The sequence below is a fragment of the Bacillus multifaciens genome (genome assembly GCF_030756675.1).
GTDB classification, from domain to species: Bacteria; Bacillota; Bacilli; order Bacillales; family Bacillaceae_G; genus Bacillus_A; species Bacillus_A multifaciens.
Window position 1 is genome coordinate 67,126 of sequence record NZ_JAVBXD010000020.1, and the last position, 13,872, is coordinate 80,997.

The 13,872-nt window shown below is 36.3% G+C and carries 14 protein-coding genes and 1 pseudogene; 10 read left to right on the plus strand and 5 right to left on the minus strand.

Translation table 11 applies throughout. From position 1 onward, the window contains the following. Positions 1–370: 370 nt before the first annotated feature. The 6 genes from hutP to Q9306_RS14045 all read left to right on the plus strand — a co-directional run bounded on the left by hutP (position 371) and on the right by Q9306_RS14045 (position 6,669). Complete coding sequence (hutP, locus tag Q9306_RS14020) at positions 371–811, plus strand: histidine utilization transcription antiterminator HutP (RefSeq protein ID WP_306199417.1); 441 nt, start codon at positions 371–373, stop codon at positions 809–811. Positions 812–918: 107 nt separating this feature from the next. Continuing rightward, a complete protein-coding gene (hutH, locus tag Q9306_RS14025) occupies positions 919–2,436 on the plus strand; it encodes a histidine ammonia-lyase (protein ID WP_306199419.1) in 1,518 nt (505 codons plus the stop codon). A gap of 16 nt (positions 2,437–2,452) precedes the next feature. Continuing rightward, positions 2,453–4,111 carry a urocanate hydratase gene (gene hutU / locus Q9306_RS14030; RefSeq protein ID WP_306199421.1) on the plus strand — a complete coding sequence of 553 codons (1,659 nt, stop codon included), beginning with the start codon at positions 2,453–2,455 and terminating at the stop codon, positions 4,109–4,111. A gap of 12 nt (positions 4,112–4,123) precedes the next feature. After that, positions 4,124–5,395 carry an imidazolonepropionase gene (hutI, locus tag Q9306_RS14035; protein WP_306199423.1) on the plus strand — a complete coding sequence of 424 codons (1,272 nt, stop codon included), beginning with the start codon at positions 4,124–4,126 and terminating at the stop codon, positions 5,393–5,395. Continuing rightward, positions 5,374–6,345 carry a formimidoylglutamase gene (hutG, locus tag Q9306_RS14040; protein WP_306199424.1) on the plus strand — a complete coding sequence of 324 codons (972 nt, stop codon included), beginning with the start codon at positions 5,374–5,376 and terminating at the stop codon, positions 6,343–6,345. The genes hutI and hutG overlap by 22 nt, the downstream gene beginning before the upstream one ends. Before the next feature lie 126 nt (positions 6,346–6,471). Beyond that, a complete protein-coding gene (locus Q9306_RS14045) occupies positions 6,472–6,669 on the plus strand; it encodes a phosphatase PAP2 family protein (protein WP_371932385.1) in 198 nt (65 codons plus the stop codon). A 103-nt stretch (positions 6,670–6,772) separates the two neighbouring features. Here Q9306_RS14045 and Q9306_RS14050 read toward each other — a convergent pair whose 3' ends face one another. After that, the gene (locus Q9306_RS14050; protein ID WP_306199428.1) at positions 6,773–8,311 is read right to left on the minus strand and encodes a PAS domain-containing sensor histidine kinase; all 1,539 of its coding nucleotides are present in this window, start codon (positions 8,309–8,311) and stop codon (positions 6,773–6,775) included. 267 nt (positions 8,312–8,578) lie between these two features. Between Q9306_RS14050 and Q9306_RS14055 the strand changes: the two are divergent. Further along, positions 8,579–8,969, plus strand: a pseudogene (locus Q9306_RS14055) (VOC family protein). Positions 8,970–8,983: 14 nt separating this feature from the next. On the opposite strand, the gene Q9306_RS14060 reads toward Q9306_RS14055, so the two are convergent. Beyond that, positions 8,984–9,793, minus strand: a complete 810-nt coding sequence (locus tag Q9306_RS14060; RefSeq protein ID WP_371932386.1) for a YitT family protein — start codon at positions 9,791–9,793, stop codon at positions 8,984–8,986. Between the two features lie 152 nt (positions 9,794–9,945). On the opposite strand from Q9306_RS14060, the gene Q9306_RS14065 reads away from it, so the two are divergent. From Q9306_RS14065 to Q9306_RS14075, 3 genes are read left to right on the plus strand one after another with little or no spacing between them, the layout of a single operon-like run. Beyond that, complete coding sequence (locus tag Q9306_RS14065) at positions 9,946–10,749, plus strand: protein phosphatase 2C domain-containing protein (RefSeq protein ID WP_306199431.1); 804 nt, start codon at positions 9,946–9,948, stop codon at positions 10,747–10,749. Positions 10,750–10,760: 11 nt separating this feature from the next. Then, positions 10,761–11,231: a peptidoglycan recognition protein family protein gene (locus tag Q9306_RS14070; protein WP_306199432.1), complete on the plus strand. Its 471-nt coding sequence runs from the start codon at positions 10,761–10,763 to the stop codon at positions 11,229–11,231. A 1-nt stretch (position 11,232) separates the two neighbouring features. Further along, the gene (locus Q9306_RS14075) at positions 11,233–11,478 is read left to right on the plus strand and encodes a DUF2164 domain-containing protein (protein ID WP_098918146.1); all 246 of its coding nucleotides are present in this window, start codon (positions 11,233–11,235) and stop codon (positions 11,476–11,478) included. Positions 11,479–11,553: 75 nt separating this feature from the next. Here Q9306_RS14075 and Q9306_RS14080 read toward each other — a convergent pair whose 3' ends face one another. The 3 genes from Q9306_RS14080 to Q9306_RS14090 all read right to left on the minus strand — a co-directional run bounded on the left by Q9306_RS14080 (position 11,554) and on the right by Q9306_RS14090 (position 13,460). Continuing rightward, complete coding sequence (locus tag Q9306_RS14080) at positions 11,554–12,276, minus strand: hypothetical protein (protein WP_306199435.1); 723 nt, start codon at positions 12,274–12,276, stop codon at positions 11,554–11,556. Positions 12,277–12,328: 52 nt separating this feature from the next. Beyond that, entirely contained in the window at positions 12,329–12,781 is a 453-nt protein-coding gene (locus Q9306_RS14085; RefSeq protein WP_306199437.1) for a helix-turn-helix transcriptional regulator, read from the minus strand. Positions 12,782–13,217: 436 nt separating this feature from the next. Continuing rightward, positions 13,218–13,460 (minus strand): hypothetical protein, encoded by a 243-nt coding sequence (locus Q9306_RS14090; protein ID WP_306199439.1) that lies wholly within the window; start codon positions 13,458–13,460, stop codon positions 13,218–13,220. Positions 13,461–13,872 lie beyond the last annotated feature (412 nt).

The window sequence follows — 13,872 nt, forward strand, 5'->3', positions numbered from 1 at the left end:
TGTGACTATAGCACGCTTGAAATTTTTCTGTAAATAAATTGTGTACACAGTTGATAATGTTACGAGTCAAATTTTATTTAACAATATAAAGCTATTTTTATATTTTGATATATAGATTTTTGCTATGCAGAAAAAGGAGCCTGCTACTTTCCTTCTCCCTTTGTTTGAACTTCGCCCGTGGCAGAAAAAGGACCTGACCGCTTCTATGCATGGCCAGATGCACTCGCCCACCTAAGAAGAATGGTTTGATGTCGTTTTTTAATTTCGATTTATCTAAATCATTATAATTTAACCATTGACGATTTAAGCGTTTTCATATATTCTTAAATTAAGAAATATTTAAACTATTCAAAAGAAAAGAGAGAGTCACATGCTTCTTCATGGAACACAACGAATTGGTCGCATGGCGATGCTGCTTGCACTTGCGGAGGGACACGAGAGTCCCATTTTATCTATTCCAAAAGGATGGAAATATTGTACGGGCAAAGTCGGTTCAATGAATTCGCAAAAAGTTGTTGCTGCAATGGAAACAGCTGCACGTAGTAACCATGTTATTGAAACAGATGTTTACAGAGAAACACATGCGCTTTACCATGCAATTATGGAAGCGTTGTACGGAGTAACGAGAGGTCAAATTCAGTTAGCAGACGTTCTTCGTACAGTAGGGCTTCGATTTGCGATTGTGCGCGGTACACCATACGACGGTGAGAAAGAAGGCGAATGGGTTGCTGTTGCGCTATATGGTACGATAGGTGCGCCTGTGAAAGGATCAGAGCATGAGGCGATTGGATTAGGTATTAATCACATATAATAAACTGCCCATAGTTAATTAGTTAAGAGGGGGCCTTACTACTTTTTAGGACATTCGTCTGTCTTAAAAAGGTAAGGCCCCCTTGTGCTGTTTAAAGGAGGAAAATCATGATTACATTAACTGGACATTCATTAACACTACAAGAAATGAAACAAATTCTGTTTGAAGGAGAACAGGTCACTGCTTGTCCAAATAGTATGCAAAAAGTTACAGAGTGCAGGCAAGCAGTAGAACAAATTGTTGAAGAAGGTAAAGTTGTTTACGGCATTACAACAGGGTTTGGAAAATTTAGCGATGTACTAATTCAAAAAGAAGATGTAAAAGCGCTTCAACATAACTTAATTCAATCTCATGCATGTGGTGTTGGTGAACCTTTCTCTGAAGAAGTGTCACGCGCTATGCTTGTGCTGCGTGCGAACACAATGCTGAAGGGGATTTCTGGTGTTAGACCACTTGTTGTAAATATGCTTTTAGAGCTTGTAAATCGTCAAATTCATCCTGTCGTTCCGCAGCAAGGTTCGCTCGGAGCAAGCGGAGATTTAGCACCGCTTTCGCATCTTGCACTTGCTTTATTAGGAGAAGGAGAAGTGTTTTATAAAGGAGAGCGTGTCCATACGATGGTTGCTCTAACAAAAGAAGGATTAGAACCGATTACATTAGAAGCAAAAGAAGGTTTGGCGCTTATTAATGGAACACAAGCAATGACAGCTCAAGGTATTATTGCCTATTTAGAAGCTGAAGCAATTGCTTATCAAGCGGAACTAATTGCTTCAATGACAATTGAAGGTCTGCGAGGCATTATTGATGCATTTGATGAAGATGTTCATCTTGCGCGTGGATATAAAGAGCAAGTAGAAGTTGCCAATCGTATTCGTAATGTGCTTCATGACAGCAAACTTGTTACGAAACAAGGGGAACTACGTGTGCAGGATGCGTATTCACTTCGTTGCATCCCGCAAGTGCACGGAGCATCATGGCAAGTGTTGAATTATGTGAAAGAAAAATTAGAAATTGAAATGAATGCTGCAACAGACAATCCACTTATTTTTGACGGCGGTCAAAAAGTAATTTCTGGCGGTAATTTCCATGGGCAGCCAATTGCATTTGCGATGGACTTCTTAAAGGTAGGAATGGCAGAACTTGCGAATATATCTGAACGCCGAATTGAGAGACTTGTCAATCCGCAGTTAAACGACTTACCGCCGTTTTTAAGTCCAGAACCAGGTCTTCAATCTGGTGCGATGATTATGCAATATGCAGCGGCAGCACTTGTTTCAGAAAATAAAACGTTAGCTCATCCAGCGAGCGTAGATTCTATTCCATCATCAGCAAATCAAGAGGATCACGTAAGTATGGGAACAATTGCGTCGCGTCATGCACATCAAATTATTCAAAATGTACGCCGCGTATTAGCAATTGAAACGATTTGTGCGATGCAAGCAGCTGAGTACCGCGGTGTTGAGCAAATGAGTACGCAAACAAGAGCGTTTTATCATCAAGTTCGTCAAATCGTACCATCTATTACAAACGATCGTATCTTTTCAACAGATATTGAAAATACGGCTCATTGGTTAAAAACAACGAATTGGACAATGGACCGTTTAAATGCAAATACAACACTATAATAAGGGAGAGATTACAATGGAAAACGTAAAACAAACAATTCGCGCGCCAAGAGGTACTGAATTACATGCAAAAGGTTGGGTACAAGAAGCAGCACTTCGTATGCTTATGAATAATCTTGATCCTGAAGTAGCAGAAAAGCCAGAAGAGCTTGTTGTATATGGTGGTATCGGCCGTGCTGCTCGTAATTGGGATAGCTATCATGCAATTGTAGAATCTCTTAAAAATTTAGAGAGCGATGAAACGTTATTAGTTCAATCTGGAAAACCAGTGGCAATTTTCAAATCCCATGAAGATGCACCGCGCGTTCTTCTAGCAAACTCAAACTTAGTGCCAAAATGGGCAAATTGGGAGCATTTCCGTGAGCTTGATCAAAAAGGCTTAATGATGTACGGACAAATGACAGCAGGTAGCTGGATTTATATTGGTACGCAAGGGATTTTACAAGGAACATACGAAACATTTGGCGAAGCAGCACGCAGGCATTTTGGTGGTTCATTAAAAGGAACATTAACAATTACTGCTGGCCTTGGCGGAATGGGCGGAGCGCAGCCGCTTGCTGTTACAATGAACGGCGGGGTTGTCATTGCAATCGACGTTGATAAGCGCAGCATCGATCGCCGCATTGAAAAAAGATACTGTGATATGTATACAGAATCTCTTGAAGAAGCATTAGCGGTTGCGAAAGAGTATAAAGAAAAGAAAGAACCGATTTCAATTGGACTATTAGGTAATGCTGCTGAAATTCTACCAGAGCTTGTAAAACGCGGCATTACACCAGACTTAGTAACAGACCAAACATCTGCACATGATCCGTTAAATGGTTATATTCCAGTTGGATATTCATTAGAAGAAGCAGCAGTACTTCGTAAGGAAGATCCAGAGCGCTATGTTCAATTATCAAAAGAAAGCATGAAAAAGCATGTGAAAGCAATGCTTGCTATGCAAAAGAACGGTGCGATTACATTTGATTATGGAAACAATATTCGCCAAGTTGCATACGACGAAGGCTTAAAAAATGCATTCGATTTCCCAGGATTCGTTCCGGCGTTTATTCGTCCGTTATTCTGTGAAGGAAAAGGACCTTTCCGCTGGGTAGCACTTTCTGGTGATCCAGAGGATATTTATAAAACAGATGAAGTGATTTTACGTGAATTTGCTGATAATGAGCATTTATGCAATTGGATTCGTATGGCACGTGATCAAGTTGAATTCCAAGGACTTCCATCCCGTATTTGTTGGTTAGGATATGGAGAGCGTGCTAAATTTGGTCGTATTATTAACGAAATGGTAGCAAAAGGTGAATTATCTGCACCGATTGTTATCGGTCGTGATCATTTAGACTGTGGATCTGTTGCTTCACCAAACCGTGAAACAGAAGCAATGAAAGATGGTAGTGATGCGGTAGCTGACTGGCCAATTTTAAATGCGTTAATTAACAGTGTAAACGGCGCGAGCTGGGTGTCAGTTCACCACGGCGGCGGTGTTGGTATGGGATATTCTCTTCATGCTGGAATGGTTATTGTTGCAGATGGAACTGAAGCAGCGGCAAAACGAATTGAACGCGTCTTAACTTCTGACCCTGGAATGGGTGTTGTTCGTCACGTTGATGCTGGATATGATCTTGCGGTGCAAACAGCAAAAGAAAAAGGCGTTAACATTCCAATGATGAAGTAAGGAGGGAAAACGATGTTAGACATTTTACTAACCAATATTGGACAATTATTAACAATGGATCAAGAAGATGGATTATTACGACGGGAAGCGATGAATACGCTTCCTGTCATTGAAAACGGTGCGGTAGGTATTGCAAATGGTGTAATCGCATTCGTAGGAACAATGGAGGAAGCGAAGGGATTACAGGCGAAAGAAGTTGTGGATTGTAAAGGGAAACTGGTTTCACCAGGTCTTGTCGATCCGCATACACATCTTGTATTTGGTGGTTCTCGTGAAAATGAAATTGCTCTCAAATTACAAGGCGTTCCGTACTTAGAAATTTTAGAACAAGGCGGCGGCATTCTTTCCACTGTAAATGCTACAAAAGAAGCGACGAAAGAAGAACTTGTTGAAAAAGCAAAATTCCACTTAGATCGCATGTTATCTTTTGGTGTAACAACAATGGAAGCGAAGAGTGGTTATGGATTAGATGATGTAACCGAGTGGAAACAATTAGAAGCGGCAGCAGAGGTTCAGAAGCAGCATCCAATTGATGTTGTGTCAACATTTTTAGGAGCTCATGCAGTGCCAAAAGAGTATAAAGGAAAAGCGAAAGAATTTTTACAGTGGATGCTCGATTTATTACCAGAAATTAAAGAAAAGCAATTAGCAGAGTTTGTTGATATTTTCTGTGAAACAGGAGTATTCTCTGTTGAAGAATCAAAAGAATTTTTACGTAAAGCGAAAGAACTTGGTTTTGATGTAAAGATTCATGCAGATGAAATTGATCCGCTTGGCGGTGCAGAAGCGGCTGCAGAAATTGGTGCAGCATCAGCTGACCATTTAGTCGGCGCATCTGATAAAGGAATTGAAATGCTAGCAAATTCGGATACAGTTGCTGTATTACTTCCGGGAACAACATTCTATTTAAATAAAGAAAGTTTTGCTAGAGGGCGTAAAATGATTGATGATGGTGTAGCGGTAGCTTTAGCGACTGATTTTAATCCTGGCAGCTGCCCGACTGAAAATATTCAATTGATTATGAGCGTTGCGATGTTAAAACTGAAAATGACACCAGAAGAGGTTTGGAACGCAGTAACAGTAAACTCAGCGTATGCAATTAATCGCGGGGATGTTGCTGGGAAAATCCGCGTTGGACGTAAGGCCGATATCGTATTGTGGGATGCATACAATTATGCGTATGTACCGTACCATTATGGTGTTAGCCATGTAAATACAGTATGGAAACAAGGGAATATTGCGTATACACGAGGTGAAAAAGCGTGGAGCAAAGCCACTATTTAAAGAAAAATGCAAAGTTTATTGATCGAGAAGTAACGAAATGGAGCGATATCATTAAGAACTGGGATGAGGGCGAAGAAATATTCGGCGGGGCATTAATAGGTGCTCCGCTTTCAAAGCCTTCAATTAGTCACTCAGGTGCATGCTTTGCCCCAAAAACAATTCGAGCAATGTTAGATGCGTATAGTACGTATGCTATTACAGAAGAGCATGATATGAAAGAAAGTGTCCTCTATGATTGCGGAGATATTACCATGCATGTTACGGATATAAAAGAAAGTCATGTTCGCATTGCGAAAACGCTAGAAAGTCTTACAAAATCGAATCCACAGATGGTACCGATTGTTCTTGGGGGAGATCACTCGATTAGTTTTCCGAGTATAAGTGGGTTTGCAAGTAGCAAAGGAAAAGTTGGAATTATTCAATTTGATGCTCATCATGATTTACGTAACCTAGAAGACGGAGGACCGTCAAACGGGACACCGTTTCGTAGTTTACTAGAGAATGATGTCATTACCGGAAAGCAACTGGTGCAAATTGGGATTCGAAACTTTTCTAATGCTCATACGTATCATGAATATGCAAAAGAACATGGCGTAACGGTATATACGATGCAACATGTTAGAGAGCGCCATATAAAAGATATTATTATCGAAAGTATAGAATTATTGCGTCGCCAAGGGGTTACATCTATATACGTTTCTGTTGATATGGATGTATTAGATCAAGCGTTTGCGCCGGGATGTCCAGCAATCGGACCAGGTGGTATGGATAGTACGACATTACTGGATGCAATGGCAGTGCTTGGGCAAGAACCACTTGTAGCAGGTATGGATATTGTGGAAATTGATCCAACTCTTGATTTTCGTGATATGACAAGTCGTGTTGCAGCACAGGTCATTATGAGTTTCTTACTGGCACGCGAAACGGTGCGTAAACAAGTAAATATATGAGAAAAAGGAGCTAATTTAAAGTTTCGTTTTGACGGAATGGGGAATTAGCTCTTTTCTTTCTAGTTATTTCATATCTCTTATTTTAATACATAATTTCTTTTTTATAATCATTTGTTGGGATGGCTTATGTGGCTATTAGCATTTTTAACAGGATTTTCTCGTATTTGGAGCGGGCAGCATTATCCATCTGATATTGTAGGAAGCGCATTAATTGGTAGTATAACTAGTATGGCTGTGAACATTATTTTCTGGTTATGGAATTGTTTTGTTTCATGTGTTATGCAAAGCTACAATCGTGTTTGTGCTTTCGTAAAGATGCGCTAATTATGATCAAGTAAAGCAGATTCCAATTATCGAAAGTTAGTGAAGCATTGTTTATATAAAGAAGAGCAAACAGGAAAGTGAATTTTCTGTTTGTTCTTCTTTTTCATTTCGTTTCCGGGAATATAGGTAACCGAATATCTACAGTTGTTCCTTTGTTTACGTCACTTGTAATTTGTAATTTTCCATTATGCTCTTCAATGATTTTATAACACATCATTAAACCTAATCCAGTTCCTTTTTCCTTCAAACTATAGAAAGGTTCGCCTAAATGTGAAATACGATCTTGTGGAATTCCACAGCCTTCATCGCTAATGCTGATTACTATAGACTGATTTTCAATTTTCATTGTTTGAATGGAAACAGTCCCTCCGTGAGGCATTGCTTCTATTGCGTTTTTTATTATGTTAATGAATACTTGTTTTAGCTGATTTCCATCACATTGAATTTTTGGTAAAGAGAATGTGTGATTCATGGTGATATGTGTACCATGCATCATTGCTGTTGGTGAAATGAATGTTACCACTTCCTCAATTAATGTTTGAATTTGATAGGATTTTATAGACATGGCTTGTGGTTTAGACATTGCCATAAATTGATTCGTAATCGATTCCATTTGAGCGATTTCGCTTAACATGATATCAATATACCGTTTGTTATTTTTATTCATATCAGGTTCTAGTAATTTTAAAAATCCTTTTAAAGAAGTTAAGGGGTTTCGTATTTCATGGGCAATACCAGCAGTTAGCTGTCCAACAACTGCGAGCTTTTCGGATTTTTTTAATAATTCTTCTGTTTTCTTTAAATTTGTAATATCTTGTCCCATAATGACAATCCCTTTTCGCGATCCATCAGGATGAAAAAGTGGAACTTTTATAATGTTAAGTATGATAGGTGTAGAGTCAGCGTGAATAATAATTTCCTCACGACACATGCTTTCTTTGTTTTGCCATGTATATTGATCGGACTTTTCACAGTATAAGAAGGAATTACGATAAGACTCATTATATTGGATGAGCTCACTATCTTTTTTACCGCGATACGGTACATTTTCAAAATTCAAACTAGAAATTGCATAATCGTTAGCTTCAAGCCATCTTCCTTCTTCATCTTTCAAAAGAATAAACGCTGGCATCGCATTTATAAGAGTTCGTAAGCGTTTTTCACTTTCTTTTAATGCAAGTTCCATTTTTTTTCGTTCGGTAATATCTCTTAAGCTACTTACAAACGCTACTACTTCTCCGTTTGTATTTACAATAGGGGAGATAAAATTAGTGACATGTATTAAACTTCCATTTTTTTGTTGTCTAAGTGTTTCTTTTGACGTAAATAGTTTATTATGTGCAAGATCTTGATATAGTTTGTTGTATTTATCTTTTGAGAAATCTGGGATAGTAGGTATTATTTTTCCATGTATTTCTTGTTCGGTCCAGCCGAAAAGAGTTTCAAAGGCCTTGTTTACTTTCATTACACGAAGCTCTAAATCAAGGACAACGATAGCATCTACTGTGTCTTTAAGCAGAGAATCTAATTGTTGTTTTGTTAATGTGAAATTTTCTTTCACCTTCATTTTATTTTTTGTAAAAGTAGCACGTCTTTTTGGATTTGTATGTTTTTTGAAAGACGAAAATCTTTTCCTTCGCATTGATAATTCCTCCAAATATATATATGTATATATGTATTAAGATTTTAAAATAAATAAAGCTACTTATGTTATATCCTCTAAGAGTATAGACGTGATATGGATAAATAGTCAATTTCTCATTAAATATTTTTGAATTGTAAGTTTTATTTCTCTGTTGAAAATACGAGAAGTTTTTTCGTTTTTCTTATACATCTTCATAATTTGTATGAAAGTTATAGTTAAAGTCATCTCTGATATAATAATGATAGTAAAGAGGAGGGGATTGTGATGACGTTTAAGATTCAAGGGATTGATCACGTACAATTTGCAGCACCAGTGGGTGTGAAGCAAAAGCACATGCATTTTATGAAAATATACTTGGATTAGAAGAAATTCCAAAGCCTGCAGAATTAAGAAAGCGAGGCGGGTGTTGGTTTATTTATGGGAGTCAAGAGATTCACATTGGGGTAGAGAAAGATTTTTCTCCTGCAAAAAAAGCTCATCCAGCGTTTTATGACAGCATATTAAAGATTTTCAAGAAAATTTAATGCAAAAAGGAGTTGCAGTTACAGTCGATACAGCCCGTCCTGATGTTACGAGATTTTATGTATTAGATCCATTTGGGAATCGAATTGAATTTATGGAACGTGAAAATAGTAAAAAAACGAGGTGGTTATAGTGCCACCTCGTTTTTTATCCTCTTCTAAATAATCCTAATACTTCCACTGTTTCTGTAATGTTCACGAATGCTTGCGGATCAACTTCAGAAATTATAGATTTCATTCCAGCTAGTTCTTCTCGAGAAATTACGGTCATTAATACGTGTTTTTTCTCATTTGAGTATGCACCTTCTCCGTCGAGTAAGGTAATCCCGCGCACAAGACTGGAAAGAAGTTTTTCTTTCATTTTTTCTGCGTGACTTGTTACAATCATTAGAGTAATTTTTCGATGTTTTGTGTGAACCGCATCAATTACTTTTCCTGTAACAAAAATAGATAATAAGCTGTTTAAGGCAGTATCCCAATCGAAGAAAAATCCAGAAATAATGATTACAATAGTATTAAGTGCGATTAAGAATCCGCCAAGCTGAATATCTTTTTTACGTGAAAGTAACATACCGATAACATCAAACCCGCCTGTTGAACCATAGCAGTTGAAAACAAGTCCAATACCTGCCCCGGCAATTACACCACCAAATAACGAAGAAAGTAGCGCATCGGTTGCCACTGCATGTACAGGAATAGCGTATAATGCTGCCGAAAGTGTAATAACAGATACGATTGTATAACCAATAAATCGTTTTCCGAGACCAATATACCCTAAAATAAGAATTGGTAAGTTTAGTAAAAAGTTCACTAATCCGGTATTAAAGGGAGTTAAGATTCCAATGATAATTGCGATTCCACTAATCCCACTGCTTAAAATCTTGTGGGGGATAAGGAAAAGATTAAAAGAAAGTCCTACAATTAAAGACCCTAAAATCACTCCGAGTAATCGATACATATCTTTCCCGTCCTTCACTAAAGATGCTATATACAAATTGATAATAATTCAAAATTATATATGAGATTGTAAGATTTGCGGAAAAACAGTTTATTTCGGTAAATTAGATTAGTTTGAAAAATGAAAGCGATTTTTAGAAAGGGGAGAGGGATATGAAGATTCAGGTTTTTCAACAAAAAAGTCCATTCAAACAAGAATGCGAAGATGCACTAATTTGTAATGAAGCTTTACAGCTATATGGTGTGTGTGACGGAGCGACGCCGCTAATTGATTTTCAAGATGAGAATGGGCATAACGGAGCATACTTGGCTTCCCACCTGTTTCAGCGACACTTTGAATCGCTTTTCAATGTGGATTCATTACAAACTGAAGTTGCTACAGCTAATCAGTTACTGCAAGAAAAAATGCAATTCTATCATATTGATACGACAAAAAAGGAGCAACTATGGTGCACTTGTATTGCTGCTATTCATATTACAGATAAAACAATAGAATATGCGCAGCTTGGAGATTGTGTGATTGTTGCTAAATGTATTGATGGATCCGTAAAAGTGCTTACGAAAGACACAGTGAAAGGCATTAGTAAACGGGCAAAACAAAAACGTGAGAAAGAACGTAAAAAGGGACTTTTTGTTCCAGATGAAGTAATATTTACTGATAAAAAAGAACAATTACGCTACAATCGTTACATGGCAAATACTTTAAACGGATATTCTGTTGCAAATGGGATGAATGAAGCAATATCTTTTATTCAGCAAGGAAAATTGTTACGACAAGAAATTACCAATCTATTGATTTGTTCAGATGGTTTGTTTCATCTCGATTGGACGCTAGAAACAAGTGCACAATTTGTGTGGGAACATGGTATTAAGAAATACATAAAAATAATAGAAGAATTAGAAGCGAAACAGCTTATTCATCCAGATGATAAAACGGCAATTATCATTCATTTGTAAAGGGTGAGACTATGCACATTCAGAAAGCGCATGTATCTTTTCGTGATCCGCTGCAGCCATTACAAGTTGTTACACATCTTATCATTCATCACACAGCCGAAGATGGCTGGGACGTGTATAAAACACATGAATTTCATCAAAATAGTCGAGGGTGGAGCGGAATAGGATATAATTATTTTATTGAAGAAAATGGCACCATTTACGAAGGAAGAGGACTGCATATAGGAGCTCATGTGAAAGGTTATAATACGAATAGTATTGGGATTTGTATATCTGGAAATTTTGACGACTATGATCCAACACCACTACAAATGATTTCTTTGCATTGGCTATGTAAACAGTTCATGCATCAATTTTCTTTAAATAGTGAGCATGTTCTCGGTCATCGTGAATTAAATGGTGTAACAAAAACTTGCCCTGGAACGCGTTTTTCAATGGAAACACTACGCCATATTTTATCAAATAAAAAAGGAGCTTTATAATATGATGTTTATGAAATTACCAAATGAGAAAAAAGAAACACTTGTAGAACATATTCAACAATTTTTTGAAGAAGAAGATCTAGGAGAAATTGGCCGATTTCAAGCAGAGCGCTTAATTGAAGAAATGATAAAAGAACTAGGGCCGCATATATATAACCAAGCAATAGGTGATGCTACAAAGCTTGTCGCAGATAAACTTACAAATTTAGAAGAAGACTTATATGTGCTAGAAAAGCCAATTAAATAGAAGAAATGTACAAAAAATACTCCTCGTTTCATTTGATTCACGAGGAGTGTTTTTGTCTATTGACTAGATTGTTTTTCACTTTGTAAGCTGTAAAGCTTTCATATAATCACCTCTTTTCTCAAGAGCCTTTTTTGCTTCTTCAGCTGTTACTACATAATCTACTATAATATTTTGTAATAAACTCTTATTAGCATTTGGCAGCTGAATTGTTATATCGTCCACACTAACCTTATTATTTTCAATTGTTTTGTTAAATTCTTGAATACTTCTTGCAACCTCCGCTAAATTTTCCATATGTGCAGGATTGTTTACATCTAAAAAGATATTACTTCTAAAAACTGCCGTAACATAATGCTTCAAATTTTTCTGTGCTATTTCTTTCTCAGTCTTCTTGTTAAAAACAGTATCCCCCGTCTGCATTTGATGGAACGTAAATATAGTATTATTCCCTTTTTTTTCATAATATGTATTAAATTTTTCTTGTAAATCATACGCTTCTTTTTTTATTTTATAGTTATCATTATTTACTTTTGGAGAGATTTGTCCATCGAAATATAGTTGGAATTGCAAATGTGGTTCATCTACTTGCTGCACATAAGCTGTTCGCTCTTTTGGACAAGGTAAAGATAAAATCTTTCCGGTCCCATATGTTTCAACTTGATTTAGTTTAACAGAAATACCATACTCCGATTTTGTATAATTTTGTGCTTTTTGTTCAATTTCTTTGTTCGATATATCACATGATGTTAATAGTAATAAACTAAACATTATGCTATATGTTATTTTTGTTCTTTTCATATTTCATCTCCTTTTATTTCTACTTCATTGTAATTTCTCTTCTAAAATTTAATTACTCGTTAGTTAATTCGTGAAAACGATTTATAACATCTTCCTCTTCAAACGTGCTATACCACCTATAATCACTATCATCTAAAATACGAAAATGTTGACTAATCACATTTTGTTGTACTCGAAATTTTCCTTTTTTCGCAATCTCATTCCAAAACATTTTTCCGCCTAATGTTTTTACTTTTGGCGTATTCATACCATCGTGGGCCAGTGTTTCGATTACTTCAAAAGGTTCTTCTCCTAAAATGTGTTTTAAGATTTGACTATCCTTAAATAAGGCACAAACTGCGACAGCATTCGTCCAACTAATTAATGTTCTTTCTTTTTCAACTTGAACCAGTGTCTTTTTCGAAATTCCTAGAACAGTAGCCATTTTTTCTTGAGAATATACTTTTTCAAGACGAATCAGACGAACATTCTTAGAAATCAAATCAATTACAGTTTCTTTATTCAAATAACATCACTCCTATGGATTAGTGTTCAATTTAACTTATAGTGTAATATTACACTATAAGTTATCTTTTGTGAATAGAAAGCATATTGGGGGGAATTTACAAAAGGTAACTGGTAGTTGCTTATGTCTCAAAGAGTGTGATTTTTAACCGTTCTAATGTCCACTAATGCTTATTTCGTTCCTTTACTACACAGACACTATTTATCATTTAAAAGCTACGCAAATTATTTCCTATATTAAAGAATTTGTAATAAAGATTGCTAGTTTATCAGGTAATAATCCGGAAACATTTGGCCATGACTTTAAATTGGAACAATGGGGATTAGTGATATATATTCGTTTTATAATGAAGTGGCTGGTAACATTTATCGTTTACCTTTGAATTAAAAAAGGAAATAAAAAAATCCCCTTCATATATTTGAAGGGGATGAAAATATTATAGCATCTTTGTCCAAATCGCCTTTGTATAAGCAATGTTCATTCCAGCTCGCTCCATATTATTTTGGCTAACATCATCTATAGTGAAAGCAGGCATGCCAAAGCTTTTTACATAAATATCTCCAAAGAGATGAAATTCATCTTCCCCTAAATCTCGAATAATAATCTCATTAGAATCAGTCGTATCAATTACACGTGGACTTCCATATAAAGTTGTATGAAAGTCTGTTTGATAAAACACTTTTTTAGCTAAATAATAAAATAACTCAGGGGTTGAGTGAGCAGGAGTTATTCCAAATCGAAAAGGAATCCTTTGTTTTTCATAATAAGAAATTATTTCATCTATATAAGTTGAACTTATTTTTTACAATTTCAAATTCAGTAGCAAAATCATCATTCAAATTGCTTTCATAAGGCAATTTGAATGATGAAAATTTTCGATAAAAGAGGATTGTAAGAAAATATTTAATTCAACTTATATATTTCCTTTGTGCCAGTGAATGTTATCCCTTTTACGGTATTGAAAGAAGGACCAGGGATTCCTTTTGCTGAAAAGGCCCCGACCGCTTTAAAATGTACCCTATAGAGTAGACACTAAAAAAGTCTCTCTCTGTATGGTACATTTTTGTATAATTAAGAAATACAAAACTTGA

Excerpts from the sequence above, each read along its gene's own strand:
- hutP (WP_306199417.1), top strand. The coding sequence starts at position 371 with ATGCTTCTTCATGGAACACAACGAATTGGTCGCATGGCGATGCTGCTT.
- hutH (WP_306199419.1), top strand. The coding sequence starts at position 919 with ATGATTACATTAACTGGACATTCATTAACACTACAAGAAATGAAACAA.
- hutU (WP_306199421.1), top strand. The coding sequence starts at position 2,453 with ATGGAAAACGTAAAACAAACAATTCGCGCGCCAAGAGGTACTGAATTA.
- hutI (WP_306199423.1), top strand. The coding sequence starts at position 4,124 with ATGTTAGACATTTTACTAACCAATATTGGACAATTATTAACAATGGAT.
- Q9306_RS14045 (WP_371932385.1), top strand. The coding sequence starts at position 6,472 with ATGTGGCTATTAGCATTTTTAACAGGATTTTCTCGTATTTGGAGCGGG.
- Q9306_RS14050 (WP_306199428.1), bottom strand. The coding sequence starts at position 8,311 with ATGCGAAGGAAAAGATTTTCGTCTTTCAAAAAACATACAAATCCAAAA.
- Q9306_RS14060 (WP_371932386.1), bottom strand. The coding sequence starts at position 9,793 with ATGTATCGATTACTCGGAGTGATTTTAGGGTCTTTAATTGTAGGACTT.
- Q9306_RS14065 (WP_306199431.1), top strand. The coding sequence starts at position 9,946 with ATGAAGATTCAGGTTTTTCAACAAAAAAGTCCATTCAAACAAGAATGC.
- Q9306_RS14070 (WP_306199432.1), top strand. The coding sequence starts at position 10,761 with ATGCACATTCAGAAAGCGCATGTATCTTTTCGTGATCCGCTGCAGCCA.
- Q9306_RS14075 (WP_098918146.1), top strand. The coding sequence starts at position 11,233 with ATGATGTTTATGAAATTACCAAATGAGAAAAAAGAAACACTTGTAGAA.
- Q9306_RS14080 (WP_306199435.1), bottom strand. The coding sequence starts at position 12,276 with ATGAAAAGAACAAAAATAACATATAGCATAATGTTTAGTTTATTACTA.